The 18987-nt window shown below is 33.9% G+C and carries 18 protein-coding genes; 12 read left to right on the top strand and 6 right to left on the bottom strand.

The window, feature by feature from the left end; translation table 11 throughout:
- Positions 1-2: 2 nt before the first annotated feature.
- On the bottom strand, positions 3-1037 hold the full coding sequence (locus tag AC4FQX_RS11355; protein ID WP_491167817.1) for a FecCD family ABC transporter permease: 1035 nt from the start codon (positions 1035-1037) through the stop codon (positions 3-5).
- Entirely contained in the window at positions 1027-1902 is an 876-nt protein-coding gene (locus tag AC4FQX_RS11360; RefSeq protein ID WP_491167818.1) for a heme/hemin ABC transporter substrate-binding protein, read from the bottom strand. The genes AC4FQX_RS11355 and AC4FQX_RS11360 overlap by 11 nt, the downstream gene beginning before the upstream one ends.
- Before the next feature lie 195 nt (positions 1903-2097).
- On the opposite strand from AC4FQX_RS11360, the gene AC4FQX_RS11365 reads away from it, so the two are divergent.
- Positions 2098-2256 carry a hypothetical protein gene (locus tag AC4FQX_RS11365; RefSeq protein WP_491167819.1) on the top strand — a complete coding sequence of 53 codons (159 nt, stop codon included), beginning with the start codon at positions 2098-2100 and terminating at the stop codon, positions 2254-2256.
- Positions 2257-2589: 333 nt separating this feature from the next.
- Here the strand turns inward: AC4FQX_RS11365 and AC4FQX_RS11370 are convergent, their stop codons facing one another.
- Positions 2590-3927, bottom strand: a complete 1338-nt coding sequence (locus AC4FQX_RS11370) for a YjiH family protein (RefSeq protein WP_491167820.1) — start codon at positions 3925-3927, stop codon at positions 2590-2592.
- A gap of 505 nt (positions 3928-4432) precedes the next feature.
- On the opposite strand from AC4FQX_RS11370, the gene AC4FQX_RS11375 reads away from it, so the two are divergent.
- The 7 genes from AC4FQX_RS11375 to AC4FQX_RS11405 all read left to right on the top strand — a co-directional run bounded on the left by AC4FQX_RS11375 (position 4433) and on the right by AC4FQX_RS11405 (position 8848).
- The gene (locus AC4FQX_RS11375) at positions 4433-5647 is read left to right on the top strand and encodes an aminotransferase class V-fold PLP-dependent enzyme (protein WP_491167821.1); all 1215 of its coding nucleotides are present in this window, start codon (positions 4433-4435) and stop codon (positions 5645-5647) included.
- An 18-nt stretch (positions 5648-5665) separates the two neighbouring features.
- Positions 5666-6097, top strand: a complete 432-nt coding sequence (locus tag AC4FQX_RS11380; protein ID WP_491167822.1) for a hypothetical protein — start codon at positions 5666-5668, stop codon at positions 6095-6097.
- Positions 6098-6099: 2 nt separating this feature from the next.
- Positions 6100-6519 carry a SufE family protein gene (locus tag AC4FQX_RS11385; protein WP_491167823.1) on the top strand — a complete coding sequence of 140 codons (420 nt, stop codon included), beginning with the start codon at positions 6100-6102 and terminating at the stop codon, positions 6517-6519.
- Positions 6520-6522: 3 nt separating this feature from the next.
- Complete coding sequence (locus AC4FQX_RS11390) at positions 6523-6852, top strand: DUF59 domain-containing protein (RefSeq protein ID WP_491167824.1); 330 nt, start codon at positions 6523-6525, stop codon at positions 6850-6852.
- Between the two features lie 57 nt (positions 6853-6909).
- Entirely contained in the window at positions 6910-7257 is a 348-nt protein-coding gene (locus tag AC4FQX_RS11395) for a hypothetical protein (RefSeq protein ID WP_491167825.1), read from the top strand.
- 10 nt (positions 7258-7267) lie between these two features.
- A complete protein-coding gene (locus AC4FQX_RS11400; protein ID WP_491167826.1) occupies positions 7268-7774 on the top strand; it encodes a DUF2480 family protein in 507 nt (168 codons plus the stop codon).
- A 147-nt stretch (positions 7775-7921) separates the two neighbouring features.
- On the top strand, positions 7922-8848 hold the full coding sequence (locus AC4FQX_RS11405; protein WP_491167827.1) for a DUF3078 domain-containing protein: 927 nt from the start codon (positions 7922-7924) through the stop codon (positions 8846-8848).
- A gap of 55 nt (positions 8849-8903) precedes the next feature.
- Here the strand turns inward: AC4FQX_RS11405 and hflX are convergent, their stop codons facing one another.
- The 3 genes from hflX to AC4FQX_RS11420 form a co-directional block, all read right to left on the bottom strand.
- Entirely contained in the window at positions 8904-10133 is a 1230-nt protein-coding gene (hflX, locus tag AC4FQX_RS11410) for a GTPase HflX (RefSeq protein WP_491167828.1), read from the bottom strand.
- A gap of 149 nt (positions 10134-10282) precedes the next feature.
- Positions 10283-11140: a DUF5689 domain-containing protein gene (locus tag AC4FQX_RS11415; protein WP_491167829.1), complete on the bottom strand. Its 858-nt coding sequence runs from the start codon at positions 11138-11140 to the stop codon at positions 10283-10285.
- 25 nt (positions 11141-11165) lie between these two features.
- Positions 11166-13967: a carboxypeptidase-like regulatory domain-containing protein gene (locus AC4FQX_RS11420; protein WP_491167830.1), complete on the bottom strand. Its 2802-nt coding sequence runs from the start codon at positions 13965-13967 to the stop codon at positions 11166-11168.
- A gap of 130 nt (positions 13968-14097) precedes the next feature.
- Here AC4FQX_RS11420 and AC4FQX_RS11425 point away from each other — a divergent pair, with 130 nt between their 5' ends.
- The 4 genes from AC4FQX_RS11425 (at position 14098) to AC4FQX_RS11440 (ending at position 18634) form a co-directional block, all read left to right on the top strand.
- Complete coding sequence (locus AC4FQX_RS11425) at positions 14098-15144, top strand: endonuclease/exonuclease/phosphatase family protein (RefSeq protein ID WP_491167831.1); 1047 nt, start codon at positions 14098-14100, stop codon at positions 15142-15144.
- Between the two features lie 222 nt (positions 15145-15366).
- Entirely contained in the window at positions 15367-15900 is a 534-nt protein-coding gene (locus AC4FQX_RS11430; protein ID WP_491167832.1) for a 3-hydroxyanthranilate 3,4-dioxygenase, read from the top strand.
- A 235-nt stretch (positions 15901-16135) separates the two neighbouring features.
- Positions 16136-17689 (top strand): L-piperidine-6-carboxylate dehydrogenase, encoded by a 1554-nt coding sequence (gene amaB, locus AC4FQX_RS11435; protein WP_491167833.1) that lies wholly within the window; start codon positions 16136-16138, stop codon positions 17687-17689.
- 111 nt (positions 17690-17800) lie between these two features.
- Complete coding sequence (locus AC4FQX_RS11440; protein WP_491167834.1) at positions 17801-18634, top strand: mechanosensitive ion channel family protein; 834 nt, start codon at positions 17801-17803, stop codon at positions 18632-18634.
- The last annotated feature ends 353 nt before the right edge of the window (positions 18635-18987 follow it).

The raw sequence follows: 18987 nt of genomic DNA on the forward strand, positions 1-18987 counted from the left end.
AATTACAATGCTTTTTTATAATGTAGTAGTATGGCAATAAATATTGGTGCTCCCATAAATGCGGTCAAAATTCCTATTGGAATTTCCGATGGAGCGACCAGAGTTCTACTGATCGTATCTGCACAAAGCAGTAATATACTCCCGATAACAGCAGAAAGAGGCAAAATAATATGATAATTAGATTTAAATATCAGCCTTAATATATAAGGTATTATCAGTCCCACAAAACCGATTGTTCCTGAAAAAGCAACTGATGTCCCTACTAATAAGGCAGTTAATAAAAGAATCCCTTTTTTTATTTTTTCTATCTGAATGCCAAGATGAGCAGCATCTTTTTCTCCCAACATCATGGCATTAAGAGCTTTCCCTTTTGTGATCAGAAAAGAATAAGAAACGATAATTACCACTGCCAGAATACTGTTTTTCGTCCAGCTGGCACCACCCAAGCTTCCCAAGTCCCAGAATGTCAGGTTTCGAAGTTCTTCATCTGTAGATAAATAGGTCAGAAAACCGGTGAGCGCTCTTGCTAATGCAGTAACGGCAACGCCGGAAAGTAGCATAATAACAACATTAGTTTTTCCTTGCGAAGTGGAGATACGGTAAATAAAGCTCATGGTTATAAATGCGCCAATAAATGCACTGATACTTAACATTGAATAATGCAATACTTCCGGGATATAGGCTTTTATCGTACTGCCCAGTACAATAGTTACCGCAGCAAATAAAGATGCACCAGAAGTAATACCGATCAGATCCGGTGTTGCTAACGGATTTTTGAACATTCCCTGTAAGCAAGTTCCTGAAACTGCCAGTGCACTCCCCACCAGAATTGCCATAACAATACGAGGAAGACGTAATTGTAACAAAACATATCGGTCATTCGTAGAAACAGATGCGTTTTGCGAAAAGAGACTTTTAAAAATTTCGTAAAGAGAATATTTTTCAAAATTATAAACTCCCATATACAGTGATGCTATTGCTAACAGAAGTAACAATAACAGGCTTATAAGGAGATATAAAGGAAGTCTATTTTGCATTATTCAGTAATAAATGATTTAATTCTACTGCTGCTTCACCAAGTCTTGGACCAAATCCGGATAGTAATTGTCCATCCATGGTGATCACTCTTTTGTTTTTTCCGGCATTTGTTTTATCTACCCCCTGAATTTTCAATAAACCATCAATTCCGTGTAAGCTTTCCAGTCCTGAACTGAAAAGTAAGATCACATCCGGATTGTTCTTTAATAATGATTCCGGAGTCAGCGGCTTATAGTCTTCAAACTCTGTTATTACATTTTGCCCTCCGGCTAAAGAGATCATCTTTTCTACAGGAGTGTTTTTTCCGGCTACCATTAAGGTTCCCATACCTCTTGCGTAAATGAATAATACCTTTGGAGCTGTTTCAATAGGTTGTACCTGTACTAGTTGTTCATCGATTTTGTTTTGTAGTTTTTTGTAGTCATTGTTTTTTAGAACAGTCGCTATCTCTTCAATTAATTTTTTAGTTCCTTCAGTAGTATATTCCTGAGTGAAAATATGAGTTTCAATGTCTGATTCTTTTATTTTTTTTAGTAATTCCGGACTCAGATCTTTATCCGTTCCAAGTATAAGAGTAGGTTGTAAAGCCATAATAGATTCTATAGAAAGAGAACGAACATGCCCCATATCTTTTGCCTTACTTTTTATAGATTCAGGAAAAGTACTGGTTACATCAACACCAATTATCTCAGATTCATGCCCCAGATCACTTATGATTTCAGTAACAGTACCATTAAGGGAGATGATCTTATGAACAGCTATTGGCTTAGAGACAGTCTCTTCCGTTTTTTTGTCTTCTTTTTTACAAGAAATAACAGCAAATGTTAAGCATAACATTACAAGTAGGGGTTTTAATGTTTTCATTAAAGGATCGGTTAAGTTGTTATTTTTAATTAATCTAAATAAAAGCAAATCTATTTCTTTTTTTTAAGTTTCCAAAGGAATTTTTTCTTAAAAAAATGTTAGTTTTTGGAAGACAAGAATGTTTTCCATACTTAAAGAATCTCGTCTTAAACGATTATTTAAATTTAACATAAATCATAATAAAAGATTGGTTTGATGGATTATCTGTTTTTTATTCATGACGAAGGTACTGTAGAGATCGGATTTCCTATTCCGGATTATACTATTACACCAAAAAAAGTAGATGTAAGTATATGGAGTGGAAGGAATTGTTTTGTTGAGAAGATTATGAAAATCCAGGAGATGCTTTATTGAATTTAAAAGTACATATCAATATTTTATTAATGTTTAACTTATTTATTTTTAGCTAATAATGTGTAATCAATTCATTTTTTACTTTAGAATATAGATGTAATACGGTTTGAAAGAATCAGTAGTGTGATTCTCGTTCTGATTTTTTTGAATAGATGAATGATTGAAAAACCTACAAGGTCAAAAAAGACTTTGCAGGAATAAATCGTATATCAAACATCGTAATTCGCGCATTATAACCTGATAATGATTGCTTTATGTCTTTATTCCCGTCTCTTGATTCTTTCCTCTCTATAACAATATCATATATCGTAAATTTAAAATATCTCTAAACTTTTATATCAGATAATGTACAATACAATACACAATAGGAGTTGATAATAGTAAGGTTAAAACAGTTCTTTCAAACCAAATAATCAGGATATCTTTTACAGAAATTGGAATATCTGTAGCTAAAATACAAGGAATAGAAGCAGAAAAAAACAGTATTACCGAAATGGATAATATCGCGGTCATAAATCGAGTACCTAAATCTACATCCATACTTGCTACGTGAGCTGCCGGTAAGAACATTTCCGGAAGTTCAAGAACAGCAGCCTTAGCTAATAGTTCCGCTTCCGGGAAAGGTAATATATAAGTTAATGGTAAAAATAGATATGATAACCAATCAAAAACAGGAGTGTAGTTTGCTAAAAGAAGACCTATTAGTGCAATAGAAATAATAGAAGGTAGAATATTTGAAACCATTAATAACCCGTCTATTGTATTTCGTTTGACAGAAGATGCTAAAGGAGGAGCTTTAGCTGCTGCCGTTAAAGCTTCATTCCATGCCGTTTTTATGATATTCCCTTGTATAACAACTTCTTTTTCGCCTTCCTGACCATTATAATAATCATTCTTTTTTTTGCTGATAGGAGGGATTCGGACCATTATTGCAGATACTGCAAAAGTAACCACTAATGTACTCCAGAAAAACAACGTCCAATATTGCATAATATCTAATGTTTTTGCGATAATAATCATAAAAGAAACCGAGACAGTAGAGAATCCGGTAGCGATTATAATAGATTCCTTAGTGCTGTACTTCGCCTCTTTGTACATTTTATTGGTAATGAGTAACCCCACAGAATAACTGCCGATAAACGAAGCAACAATATCTACCGCAGATCTACCGGAAGTTTTCCATATCGGACGCATAACAGGGCGACAAAACACGCCCATAAACTCCATTAACCCATAATCAGATATAAACGAAAGCAAAACAGCTCCAATAGGTACTACAACTCCAATAGGGATCATTAGTTTCGTTACAATAAAAGGAATACTGTTGGGGTTTTCGGTCATAAGAATGGGTGGTAAAACATTAAAAACATATCCCAATGCCAGCATAAGACCAAAAATCTTTAAGGCAGAAAAAATAAAAGTACTTACATCTTTCTTATAGGACTTTGTAACAAATGGTTTAATTGCACCAAAAGCAACAGCTGATAAGAGATACCCCAAAACGAAGATTTCTAAATTTTCATTTCTTATAATTAATTGTAATACATGATCAATGGGAATTGTTTTCATGCCTTTATTGAGCCAGATGAACTCTATTTCGATAAAGAAAAAAAAGATTCCAAGTAAACTATACGTAATTAGTCGAATGCTGTTTGATGTTCTGTTGTTCATATTTATTCTATAATTTATTCTATAATTTATACAAAATTTCAGTTGAAGAAAAATAGTAGTAATCCCTTATTGAATTAATTTCTCCATCTGTTTTAAATCCAGGTGTTTTAAATAAAAAACAAAAAATTTAAGACAAATGATTTTGTTAAAAAAGAATGTAATTTATAAAATAAAAATGATATAATTATTGAAATATGTGTTTTAATATGATAATATTAAAATAATAATTTGTATTTTGAACAAATAAAATATAAAAATTTATTCTCTATTTTGACAAAAAGAATATTGTTTTTTTATACATTACAGAGGGGTTTTATATTAAAATAAGTGTTATTTATTTTATAATTATAATTAATTTTGATAATCTATTGATGTGAAATTTTAGTAATACAGTTCATGTTTTTAAGTATATAGATTCATAATATTCTGCAAATCATATATTAATTTATTCTTATTTTAAATAACAAAACGTAACTTTGCAACCATGTTATTTTTATATTAAGATATGTTAGATATTCAGACCATAAGAGAAGATTTTCCAATACTTTCACAAAAAGTAAATGGAAAGCCATTAGTATATTTTGATAATGCTGCAACAGCTCAGAAACCTAAAGTAGTTATAGATGCCATTGTAAAATATTATGAAGAGATCAATGCCAATATACATCGTGGTGTTCATACATTAAGTCAGTTAGCTACAGATGCTTACGAAGTTTCACGCGTTACAATCCAGAAACATATTAATGCAGAAAAATCATCACAGGTTATTTTCACAGCAGGAACAACCCATGGTATCAATTTAGTGTCTGCTGGTTTTGCTTCTTTATTGAAAACAGGAGATGAGGTACTGGTATCAGCATTAGAACATCATTCTAATATTGTACCATGGCAAATGGTATGTGAAAAAACAGGAGCTGTTCTAAAAGTGATCCCGATGAATACAAAAGGAGAACTGATTATGGCAGAGTATGATGCGTTATTATCCGAAAAAACTAAGATTGTGGCAGTTAATCATATTTCAAATGCGTTGGGAACTATTAATCCAATCGAGTATATGGTTCAAAAAGCACATCAGTTTGGTGCCGCAGTTTTAATTGACGGAGCACAAGCTGTTCCACATATTAAACCTGATGTACAAGCGTTGGGTTGTGATTTCTATGTTTTTTCAGGGCATAAGATTTGTGGTCCGACCGGAACAGGGATTTTATACGGAAAAGAAGAATGGCTGAATAGACTGCCTCCTTATCAGGGTGGTGGAGAAATGATAAAAGAAGTTACCTTTGAAAAAACAACATATGCTGATCTGCCTCATAAATTTGAAGCAGGAACACCTAATATTGCCGGAGGGATAGTTCTCGGAACCGCTGTAGATTATTTGAACTCTATTGGTTTTGAGAATATTGCACAATATGAAAAGGAATTATTAGTTTATGGAACAAAGCGTTTACTTGAAATAGAAGGATTGAAAATTTTTGGTACATCAGAAGAAAAAACGTCCGTTATATCGTTCAATATAGAAGGGATTCATCCGTATGATATAGGGACTATTATTGATAAATTAGGTATAGCCGTGAGAACAGGACATCATTGTGCGCAGCCGATTATGAATTTTTTTGGGATTCCGGGTACAATAAGAGCTTCTTTTGCGTTCTATAATACTAAAGAAGAAATTGATAGTATGGTAGAAGCAATTAAAAAAGCAAAAATAATGTTATCATAAACTAATAAATGAATTAATATGAAAACAATACCTCTATTATTTTTAGTTGTTCTTTTTGGAAAAGGTTGCAATTCAGATTTAAAAAAAGAAAGTGAAAACATTTCTTTTGAATATGAAACCTTAACCAGAGGTTCTTATAGTAAGATCATTGCAAAACAGGATACGATTTTTACGATTCATGATGCTTCATCAGAAAAGATTACAGAATCTAAGATTAGTAAAAATGACTGGAAAGAGCTGTTGAGTCTGTTGGAAAAAGTGGATGTGAATTCGATAGAAAAAATGAAAGCTCCTACAGATAAAAGAGCGCATGACGGTGCCTTACATGCTAATCTGAAAGTGGTTTATAAAGATAAAACCTATCAGTCAGATAGTTTCGATGCTGGTAATCCACCAAAAGAGATAGAGAAAATAGTAAACAAAGTGATAGAAATATCAAATAAAAAATAAGAATGGTAATTCAGGAAATACAAGATGAAATAGTTGATGAATTTTCAATGTTTGACGACTGGATGCAGCGTTATGAATATATTATTGAATTAGGGAAAAGCCTTCCTCTGATTGATGAAAAATATAGGACAGAAGAGAATGTAATAAAAGGTTGTCAGTCAAAAGTTTGGTTGCAGGGAGAAGAAAAAGAAGGGAATGTCGTTTTTACAGCAGATAGCGATGCTATTCTAACCAAAGGAATTATTGCTATTCTGATTCGTGTGTTTTCAAACCAGAAAGCAAAAGATATTTTAAAGGCAGACATGGACTTTATTGATCAAATAGGGTTAAAAGAGCACCTCTCTCCAACACGTGCCAACGGATTGGTATCAATGATTAAACAAATTAAAATGTATGCATTAGCATTTGATTCAAAAAATTAAATTATGAGCGAAGAAGTTATTATAGACACAAACCTATTAGGGGAAGAGATCGTAAAAATATTAAAAACCATTTATGATCCGGAGATACCTGTGGATATTTATGAACTGGGTTTGATCTATGATGTAATGGTCAACACAGACTACGAAGTGAAGATATTAATGACATTGACATCACCTAATTGTCCGGTAGCAGAATCACTGCCTCAGGAAGTAGAAGAAAAGATCAGGTCTATTGATAATGTAAAAGGAGCAGAAGTAGAAATTACTTTTGATCCGCCATGGAGTAAAGACCTTATGAGTGAAGAAGCTAAATTTGAACTGGGAATGCTTTAAGCTCTTCCAAAAAGAATTAGCAGTTAAACAGAATTATGATTTTAAGAATAAATGAACATGATTTGTTCCATACATGCTATCGGATCTAAGGTTTCCGTTTCTCCTGTAATTGCAGACCTGTTATATAAAAAAAAGGTTGTTGATAAACAGGATATAAGATACATTCAGATTAAGAAAAACGAAGTGTATTCTGACATACAAAATGAAGAAGTAACGATTGTTGATAAAGGTCTTTTTTCCCGTTTTTTCCCGGAATGTGATACAGAGTCCATTTTATTGGAAGACAGAAATAAAGAACAGAAAAAACTAAATGACAGAATACTGATACAAGCTATAAATAAAGAACTGGTTTTAGTTTGTACACAGTGTCTGAATGAGTTTTTAGCAGAGAATCTCAAATTATAAACCTTTTATTATGGCTGAAGAAATTATAAACAGGGTTGCTAATAGCGCTTTGATGGTGTTTGATCTAGAAGATTATTATCCTGATGAAGATCATGCACAGGTTGATATTGCACAATGGCTTTATGAGGGGATTCTTTTAAAAGAAAAAGATTTTAGGGAGTTGCTGAAGAAACATGACTGGACACAGTATCAAAATAAGTATGTTGCAGTTTTTTGTAGCACAGGCGCTATTGTACCTGCATGGTCTTATATTCTGGTTACTTTACATCTGGCTCCTTTTGCCAGAAAAACAATACAGGGAACTATTGAAGATCTGGATACAGTACTGTATCAGGAGGTCTTATCTCAGATAGATTATTCAGTATATCAGGATAAACCGGTGATTATCAAAGGATGTTCAAAAAAATCGGTTCCGGTAAATGCTTATGTGCTGGTAGCACAGTATTTGCAACCACATGTAAAGAGTATAATGTATGGTGAAGCCTGCTCAAGCGTTCCTTTATTTAAGAAGAAATAATTTTTTCATTTTAAAAATTAACTTTTTTTAGTTAAAAGTATTATATTTGCCCTAATAAAAAATAGTTTTATGATGACATCGGTTATTTTTGTCTTCAGAACCAATACTAACAAGTGCTTAAAAAAGTAACAATAAATAAGTTAATAGATGAAAAAAGCGGTATTTAGTTTGTTTTGTATTCTTGGAGCAGTGGGTTTACAGGCACAAGAAGTAGCTTTGACGAAAGTAGCAGTACATGAAGAGTCGCCAGTGGTATTACGGGTACAGGAGGTTGATACAGTAAAGCTCTGGACAGCAAAAGGTAATATGTCCTTATTATTTAATCAGTCTAGTTTTGAGAACTGGTTAGCCGGTGGAGATAATAGCCTATCGGGAAACCTGGGATTAAATTATGATATTAATTATAAAAAAGAAGACTGGGCCTGGGACAATAAGATCATAGCTTCTTACGGTATTGCAAAAACAGGAACAAGTACCTTTTCAAAAAAAACAGATGACCGTTTGGAACTCAATTCTCTTTTAGGAAAGAAAGCACAAGGATACTGGTATTATTCTGCTTTTTTAAATTTTAAGACACAGTTTTCTAAAGGTTATAATTACAGTAAAGATGTTAATGGGGCTGAAATAAGAACTGAATATACAAATTTCCTGTCTCCGGGTTATTTATCTTTTGGTCCGGGTATGTTATGGAAAAAAAGTGATAATCTGAAAGTAAACATAGCACCATTAACTTCCAGATTTACAATTGTGGACAGTAATCGTACATTACCGGATAAAAATTATTTTGGTGTAGAAGAAGGTAAAAGCATGCTGTATGAATTAGGTTTTAATGCTTCTGCTTATTATAAATTAGATATAATGGCTAATGTTTCTATTGAAAATATACTGAATTTATATAGTAATTATCTGGAAAAACCAAAAAACGTAGTTCTTGACTATCAATTAAACGTAGTTTTAAAAGTGAACAGATATTTATCTACTAATATCGCTTTTCAAACTATATATGATGATAAAGCTTTTAGTGGATTTCAAACCAGACAAGTGTTTGGTGTAGGAATTAATTATGGTCTTTAAAAGGCTTCATTTTAAATAACACAAAGGGGGTTGAAAATTTTCAACCCCCTTTGTGTTATTCATTGTTTTCTTCAGTAGCTTCCTGATATTCAGGATATAGGAATTTGTTATAAGGAAATCGGGTAATGTGAATTTCTCTTACAGTTTCATATACTTTTTCTCTGAATTCCTCAAAATTCTCTTTATTAGTAGCAGATATGAATAAAGCATGGTTTTCTCCAACAGTAGACATCCAGGTTGCTTTCCATTCCTCAAGTGTATAATGTCTCTTCGTTTTTTCCGTTATCAAATCGTCATGATCGATTGTAAGATGCTTATAAGCATCTATTTTATTAAAGATCATAATAGTAGGCTTATCCGCACTTTTTATATCTTCCAGTGTTTGGTTTACAGAATGAATATGATCTTCAAAATCAGGATGTGAAATATCCACAACATGTAATAATAAATCTGCTTCACGTACTTCGTCCAGTGTGCTTTTAAAAGAATCTACCAGTTGAGTCGGTAATTTTCGAATAAATCCAACGGTGTCAGAAAGTAAGAATGGAAGGTTTCTGATCACTACTTTTCGAACCGTTGTGTCCAGTGTAGCAAACAGTTTGTTTTCTACAAATACCTCACTTTTACTGATTACATTCATCAGAGTAGATTTCCCTACGTTCGTATATCCCACTAAAGCAACGCGTACCATTGCACCACGATTACTTCGCTGAACCGACATTTGTCGGTCAATAATTTTAATCTTCTCTTTTAACAGGGAGATGCGGTCACGAACAATACGTCTGTCCGTTTCAATTTCCGTTTCTCCGGGTCCACGCATACCAATACCCCCTTTTTGTCTCTCAAGGTGGGTCCACATACCCGATAATCTTGGTAAAAGGTATTGACATTGTGCTAGTTCAACCTGCGTTCTTGCATAAGATGTTTCTGCTCTCTGTGCAAAAATATCTAGGATAAGATTCGTTCTGTCCAGTACTTTACAGTCTAGTATTTTACTGATGTTTTTTTGTTGAGAAGGCGATAATTCATCATCAAAAATAACAGTGTTTATTTTGTTCTCCTTTGTATATAAATTAATCTCTTCCATTTTACCCGTTCCCAGAAAAGTCTTAGGATTAGGGCGCTCTAATTTCTGTGAAAATCGTTTTACGACTTCTCCGCCGGCAGTAAAGGTCAGAAACTCCAGTTCATCAAGATACTCATTCAGTTTCTCCTCATCCTGATTCTGAGTAATGATCCCTACAATAACGGTCTTTTCGAATTTAATTTGCTCTTTTTCTAACATAAAAATATTTATAGGAACAAAGCTAGCGATTTGATTTTAATATCAAGAGAATAGAGGGTTGGATTATTCGATTATTTAATTTTTAGAGTGCTTAAGTGTTGGATAAGTTTAAAAATTCAATGTCGCAAGTTTGAAAGTTAGCAGAGTAACTATTCCACTGCTTTGGTTGGAGTTCCGCTAAGCATAGTATTGACACAGAATCGGGCTTCTGTTAACTGGATATCCGATTCAGACCTTGGCGTAAACTGATAAGTAGTCCCGAAACGGGTCAGAATACCTCTTACCTTACCGCTGTTTTTCGGAATAATTTCAAAACCAAACTTTGTATAACCAGTTGATCTTACTATAACTACATTTCCATTTTTATCTGTTAGATCGCGACTGGTACCGGAAGTTCCCGTAATAAAATAAGGTTTACCTATCGCATCATCTTTAAACTGTACCTCGTCAAATTCAATTAATTTGTTCAGATAAGTGTCAGAGGACAGTGCTTCGGTCATGGTGATATGCTGTACTAATAGCTCTTCATGAATAGGTGCATTGCAATCACGTAAGATTACTTTAGGGGTGCCAAACTGTGAAATTCGTCCCACATTCGTTCTGTTCAGTGTTCCTAGAACAAGGCCTCCGTTTTTGATTTGTGTATAAAGTCCGTTTAGTTTTATAAGTACCTTTCTGCCCGGCTGATATAAAGTTGTCAGATTAGAATAATCAGCAAGGATTGTAAAAGCAAGAAAATTATCTACAGCCTGCAGATGCAGTGTTTTAAAGAAATTCCCTCTTTTATCACTAGATACAACATAAGCTTCAATTGAGTCATCAGCAATATATTGGGTTGGAGAAGCTTTAGCCTGATTATAAATATCCAGAATCGTTTTATTAGGTGTTATAGTAAGGTCTGTACATTTCGGAATAGGTATCGAATAGTCATTGTCGCTAACACAGCCGGAGAAGGTACTGGCAGATAAAGTAACAAACAAGAAAGATTTGAAAATAGATGTTTTCATAATAGTATTGTTTTCTTAAATAGAATTAAAAATTGGCATATAGGTTTATAAAATACGTTCTTCCATAACCATAAAAATATTTAGGACCAAAAGAACGATTGGGTCCAGTGAGATCCTCACAGAGTTCTTTGAAATTTGCATTTCTTACCTGTTCAAAACCACCTGTTTTGTAGGTTCTGTCAAAGAGATTATTGATACTGGTAAAAAAACCGATAGTTTTCCTTCTTACTCTCCAGGATTTACCACCTGTCAGATTAACCAGTGTGATATTGCTGAATTTCTCCTGTTTTAATAATTCTCTTCCTTTTTCTTTCGTTGTGCCATCAAAAGGGAGTCCCTGCGGGTCTTTTGGATTGATGAAAAAGTTATTAGTTCGCAACAGAGGAGAAATAGCCAGATAATTGTCCGCTAAATAGTTCAGATTAGTGCCGATCCACCAGTATTTTGGATCTCTGTATTCCAGGCCTAAAGAATAGGCTTGTTGTGGCATACCCGGTTGTCTGTTTTTTTTTATTGCCGATTTACCAAAATCAATAGGAGACTGAATAGTATCCACATTCAGGGCAAGATTAGGATTACTGTCATAGATATACTGACCATAAGCAGCAACAGCGATCGTTTTTATTGTTTTGGTAATCTGATATTCGATTCCCAGTTCCGCACCAATGTTTTTTTTATCGATACCTTTTACAATTTCGGTAACAAAAGCATTACCGTTGGTGTTAATAAGCTCCCCTTCCTCTGTTGTGATACCAATGCCTTTCGCAAAAAAGAAACTTATTTCTGTCACATCTTTTATTTTTGAAAAATAACCTGTTAATCGTACTTTTAGTTTTGGATCTCTGATACTATAACTACCGTCAAAACTTATAATAGATTTGCTTTTCATATCTTTTACAATATCATTATTCAGTCGGACATTAGGGAAGGTGTTTCTTAAAGAAGGCGCTTTTGTCATATACACCCCGTTAAAATCGAGTAAATGACGACCTGTAATTTTATAAGTAATTCCTCCTTTAATGCCATAATTATTAAAATCTTTTTTATCGCTTTTCCCAAAAGAGCCAGAAGGATATAATCCGTTCTTATAAAGACCTTCACGCTGATATTCCGATTGGGAATAGTTTAAAGCACCATAAAAATCAAGTTTGTTATAGTTGAATTTCAGTTGTGTAAAAAGTGTAATAGTGTTAGCGCATAAAATATAATTGTAGCCAAAACGATCCCCTTTTATCACCATTCTATCAGGGTGATTCAGGTTGTTTTGAGATTTATCATCCTGAAAAAAAGGTTCTATATCTTTATAATACGTTCCTCCTAAAAGATCCAGTAAATTTTGAAAGTTTTTCGATCTTACTTTTCGGAAAGTAACCCCTGTGTTCAGTATAATACGATCCATTAGCGGAGAATTAAAAACAGAGTTTGCCGTAAATAGTTTATCATCCGTTCGGTCTTCGTACAGAATAGTAAGGCTCTCTTTGTTAGGGTCTTCCATATTGGCTCTGTAGATTGCATCCCAGTCAATTTGTTTGTTCTGTAAAAAATATTCCTTTGCCTGATTTGCTAATTCGATATTTTCAGGAGAATTACCCGTATAATCCCCAAATGTATCATGTTTTGTAGAATAATAGCTTGGTAAATTTCTATAATAAGTCGGATCAGGATTATTTGCTCCGTTAAAGTCCAGACGACTGTTTCCGACAGAACCAAACTGATAGGCGAGATTGGTGTTCAGTGTGTTGTTTTCTCCCATTTTCCAGTAATGACTTAATAGAAACAAGGGCTCTTTAATATCCTTGTTTTTGGAATTTCTTTTTTTACCGTTTTGCCACCCCCAGTAAGAATTGTATTTCTCATCTGTCAGATTCGTTACTTCCTTTGTGTTAGAAGAGTTTTTACCTCTGCTGTTCTGAGCATAAATAGACGTAAAGTTTAAACTATGATTATCATTGATCTTTTTTTCTATGGTAGCAAAAAAAGAGTTGGCACTGTAATCTGTTCCTTCAAAATAACCTTCTTTAGCAAACCTCCTGGAAATAGAAATCATAAAAGCCCATCCGTTCTGATTCATTCCGGAGGCAAAAGTTCCCATCATTCGTCCGTTGTAATTTGAATTCGTTCCCGTAAAAGAAATACGCGTTCCCAATCTGTAAAATGAAGCCCTTGTGTTGATTACCTGCGTTCCCAGTATACTTCCGAAGGTGTTGTCTGCAGCTCTTGAACCGTTGGTAAATTCCTGATTTCGGGTTGCGTCATTTAGTCCGCCCCAGTTACTCCATTGTGGTCTTCCATCATAGATTTTATTCATGACAATACCATTGATCATGGTTATCCCATATTCATTGTCAAGACCTCTTACTCTGAAATGTGCCTGACCAAAATTAAATGCAGCAGCCTGATTAAAAGCATCTCGGGTAGCCTGTAATAAGCCGGCAGTATTTTCAGAACCGTTATTACCATCACCCAGGTCATTTTCAGTGAGAATTACTAAACTTAACTGCTGTTCATTAGTACTATCTTCTTCAAGGAAGATAATACCCAGATCGGAGATTTTATCTTTGGTTAACTCCAGTGTAAAGCGTTGAGAAGTAAAGCCGGTACTGTTGATCTGTAGAATCTGATTTCCTTCTGTAATCTGCTCAATAAGAAAGACTCCGTTAGAATTGGTCATTTGAGAGAGAGTGGTGCTTTGAAGTGTCGCAATGACATTCTGCAACGGTTTTTGTGTTTTTGCATCCACAACTTTTCCTGTAATTCCTGTTGATTGCTGACCCCAGATAAAAAATAGCCGCAGTATAAAAAAGAGACTGAGTAGTTTTTTTGTCATAAAATATAATACTGTTGATTAGTTTGTAAGCAATGTTTTGTTAAAAAACCAAAAATAAGTTTTTATAAACTATTACCTGCATATATTGTTAAATTTGCGTCTATTGTAAATTATTTTACAAATTAACTTAATGAAAAACAAAACCCATATCGTTTTATTTATTGCTGCTCTTTTGTTGAATAAAGTGTATTCACAAGACAAAAAGTTTAAAATACAGACCATTGCATTTTATAATGTGGAAAACCTGTTTGATACAATTGATAGTCCTGGAGTAAATGATAAAGATTTTACTCCTGCAGGTAAAAGACGATGGACTACAAAGAAGTATGAAAAAAAAATCAGTAATATTGCTCATGTGATCTCAGAGATTGGAGTGGGTGATAATAATGCTAATTCTCCGGTTATTATCGGTTTAAGCGAAGTAGAGAACAGAGGAGTTTTGGAAGATCTGGTGAGAGATTCTAAGTTAATTGATAAAAGATATGGAATAATCCATTTTGATTCTCCGGATCGGAGAGGAATAGATGTTGCCTTTTTATATCAGACTCGATTTTTTCAGCCGATAAGTGCACATAATATTCCATTGGTTCTTTATAATGTAGATGGAAGTGGTAAAAAAGTGTATACAAGAGATCAGTTACTGGTAACAGGTCTTCTGGATGGAGAAGAAATGCATTTTATAGTAAATCATTGGACTTCCCGTGTGGGAGGAGAAAAGAAAAGCAGTCCTTATCGTGAAGCAGCAGCAGCATTAAATAAAAAAAGTATAGATTCCCTTCAGACAATTAACCCCAAAGCTAAAGTAATCACTATGGGAGATATGAATGATGGACCTAATAATAAGAGTATCAAAAAAATATTGCGAGCAAAAGCTAAAAAAGCAGATACTAAAGAATTTGAGTTGTATAATCCGATGGAAGAAATGTCAAACAAAGGAATTGGTACTTTAGCTTATCGTGATGCTTGGGACTTGTTTGATCAGATGATTCTTACTCAGTCCTTTATTGTTGGAGATTATTCTTCCTATACTTTCTGGAAAGCCAATGTTTTTAATACATCTTTTTTAACACAAAGAACAGGAGTTTATAAAGGATACCCGCTTCGAAACACCATTACAGAACCTGGATACAGCGACCATTTTCCGGTTTATATTTATCTGATTAAAGAAACGGAATAAGATTTTGTTTAAAGTTCAAGGTTTAAAGTTGGCTGAGCTACAAATAACATTTCACAAAACAATCAAACCTTTTGCGCACTTCGCGAAAATCTTTGCGTTCCTTGCGGTTAAAGATAAAGCTGAGAAACAAATAACATTTTACATTTCACCTCTTGCAAAACTATCAACTATCAATTAAAAAATATCCACTATTTTTACCAAAACAAATTAATCCCAAATACCATGATGAAACCGTTTAACCTCAATAAGTGGATTGAAGAAAACAGAGCTTTTTTAAAACCTCCGGTTGGTAACAAAAATATTTATGCAGATGCAGATGATTTTATTGTTATGATTGTTGCAGGTCCCAATGCAAGGAAAGATTATCATTATAATGAAACAGAAGAACTGTTTTATCAGTTGGAGGGAAACATTAAAGTAATAATTCAGTTGGAAGGGAAACGACAGATAATAGAGATAAATGAAGGAGATATGTATCTGCTTCCTGCAAAAGTACCCCATTGTTCTGTCAGAAGTGAAAATTCAATAGGCTTAGTAGTTGAGAGAAAACGAGCAGGAAGAGGATTTACGGACGGTTTGCTCTGGTATTGTGATAACTGTAACCATAAACTGTATGAAGTGTATTTTGATCTTCATAATATTGAAAAGGATTTTTTATCCCATTATGAGCATTTCTATAGTTCAGAAGAATTAAGAATCTGTGAGCATTGTGGAACGGTAATGGAATCCGATCCGAAATTTCTAGCGAAGAAATAAATCTGTTTTTTGAAGATTTGTACCCATTTCGTTTAGATATGTAATTTTGATGTTTATCGATAAATGATGTTAAGATGTTGTTTTTCAGAAAGTATTTACCGTTTTGAGTATAAATATCAATAAGGTTTAAAAGAACCTTTGTAAAACCGTATAATCCAAAAATCGAACTTCAGATTTATACCTTTTAAAAATCTATATTTGTAATACTATAACAATATCTAATCAAAAAGTTACAATGACAACAATCGCAAATCAATTTGGAATCAAAGAAGCCTTAACACAATTAGGTATAAAAGAAATAAATGACGGAACTTCAACCGGGACATCCTGGTTTTCCGGAGGAGAGATTATTGAATCTCATTCCCCGGTAGATAATGCTTTAATTGCAAAAGTAAAAACAACCTCAAAAGAAGATTACGAGAAAGTAATGCAGAAAGCAACAGAAGCATTTAAAACTTTCAGATTTATGCCGGCGCCACAAAGAGGAGAAATCGTACGTCAGTTTGGAGAAAAATTACGTCAGAATAAACAAGCACTTGGCAAACTGGTTTCTTATGAGATGGGTAAATCCTTTCAGGAAGGACTGGGAGAAGTACAGGAAATGATCGATATCTGTGATTTTGCAGTAGGATTATCCCGTCAGTTACACGGGTTTACGATGCATTCCGAACGTCCCGGACACAGGATGTATGAACAATATCACCCACTAGGGATTGTGGGTATTATTTCCGCATTTAATTTTCCTGTTGCAGTCTGGTCGTGGAACACTGCATTAGCCTGGATATCAGGAGATGTTTGCGTTTGGAAACCAAGTGAAAAAACACCATTATGTGGAATTGCCTGCCAGAATATTATTGCAGAGGTATTAAAAGAAAATAATCTTCCCGAAGGAATATCCTGTCTGATTAATGGAGATTATAAAGTAGGAGAATGGATGACTAATGATATTCGTATTCCGTTGGTTTCTGCTACCGGTTCTACCAGAATGGGTAAAATAGTAGCTCAGGCAGTAGCAGGACGTTTAGGAAAATCACTGCTGGAACTAGGAGGAAACAATGCAATTATTGTAACGCCGGATGCCGATATTAAAATGACGGTAATCGGTGCTGTTTTTGGTGCTGTTGGAACCGCAGGACAACGTTGTACTTCTACCAGAAGATTAATTATTCATGAATCGATCTATGATAAGGTGAAAGAAGCCGTAGCAGCAGCCTATAAACAACTGAGAATTGGAAACCCCTTAGATCAGAATAATCACGTAGGTCCGCTTATTGACAAAGAAGCTGTAAAAATGTATAGTGAAGCACTGGATCAGGTAGTTGCCCAAGGAGGAAAACTGATTGTAGAAGGACGTGTTTTGTCCGGTGCAGGTTATGAAAGCGGATGTTACGTAAAGCCCGCAATTGCCGAGGCAGAAAATCATTATCCCATTGTACAACATGAAACATTCGCTCCTGTATTGTATTTATTAAAATATAGAGGAGAAGTAGAGAATGCGATTGAGCTACAAAACGGAGTAAAACAAGGATTATCCTCTGCAATAATGACAAACAATCTGCGTGAAGCAGAGCGTTTTTTATCAGCAACAGGATCAGATTGCGGAATTGCCAACGTTAATATAGGAACTTCAGGAGCCGAAATAGGAGGTGCTTTTGGAGGAGAAAAAGAAACCGGTGGCGGACGTGAGTCCGGATCAGATGCCTGGAAAGTATATATGAGAAGACAAACTAATACTATAAACTATACATCTGAATTACCTTTAGCACAAGGTATTAAGTTTGATTTATAAATAGAATATTTATACTGTCCGGATAGAAAACCGATGTTGTCGGACAGTATAGTGTTTCTCTCAGCGAAATATAAATTAGTAAAAATATAACAGAGAAGTTGATTTTTTAACATGAAAGAATTTTTAGAAGGTATTCAGAAAGATGCTTATTTACAGAAAATAGTAGGGAATGGAGTTTTAGTTGTACAGGCAATTCTGATTTTGGTTGTGGGGTTCTGGATCAGTAAACAGATCAAAAAATATCTGATTGTATTTGTTGAGAAAAAAGAAATTGACCCTTCCGTAGGAGTGTTTATGATCAAGTCTGTAGTGATTGCGCTTAAAACGGTTGTTGTATTAATGGCTGTAAATACGATCGGGATTGAAGTGACTTCTATATTAGCGATAATTGGCGGAGCAACTCTGGGTCTGGGAATGGGATTACAAGGCGGTTTATCCAATTTTGCTGCCGGAGTAATGATTATTTCCACAAAGCCGTTTAAAGTAGGAGATTTGATCCGGTCCGGTGATAATATCGGCTATGTTAAAAAGATCAATTTTTTAAACACCGCTATTCGTACTGTCCAAAATGAGGTGATTACACTTCCCAATGCTCCTTTATTCAATAATCCTTTACATAATTATTCAGAAAAAGAATATTATAGAATAGATATTTCCGTTGGACTGGAATACAAATCTGATATAGAAAAATTCAAACCTCTGTTAATAGAGGCTATTCGAGAAGACGAATTATTTTTAAAAGAACAACCGATCAGAGTTGAAATAGATCAGTTTCTCGAAGATCGTTTAAAATTAACAATAAGAGCTTTTGTACATCCTGATGATTACTGGGAAGGGCCCTTACGATTGCATGGTGTTGTAAACAGATGTATAGAAGCTTATAATTATAAAGTGCCAATATCTCCAAGAGAAATTTATATTCAGAATGCTAAGAGCTTGTTTTAACGTGAGTTTGATGGAAGAAAAGATGAAAAAATAGTTACCAAAAAAGAGATAGTTTGGTATTTGTCTACAAAAAGTTAAGAAGACTTCAATTCTGTTTTTTTATTTCTCCTAATATTACTTTTACTCTCCACAGAATAAATATTTTATGGTTAGCTGAGTTGCTTCTAACTCAGCTATTAATTCGTTTTGACTACTGAATACAATAATAAATAGCCTAAAAAACCATCTTTTGTAGAAATTTTATAGATTTTTTTTTAATTAAAAAACAAAACTTATTTTTTTTATTATTCTAAAAAAATTAATTATTAATTAAAAAAAAAGAAATAAAGTATATTTTTGTTTTTTTTTTAAAC

The sequence above is a fragment of the Flavobacterium sp. AK-301 genome, from assembly GCF_058310215.1.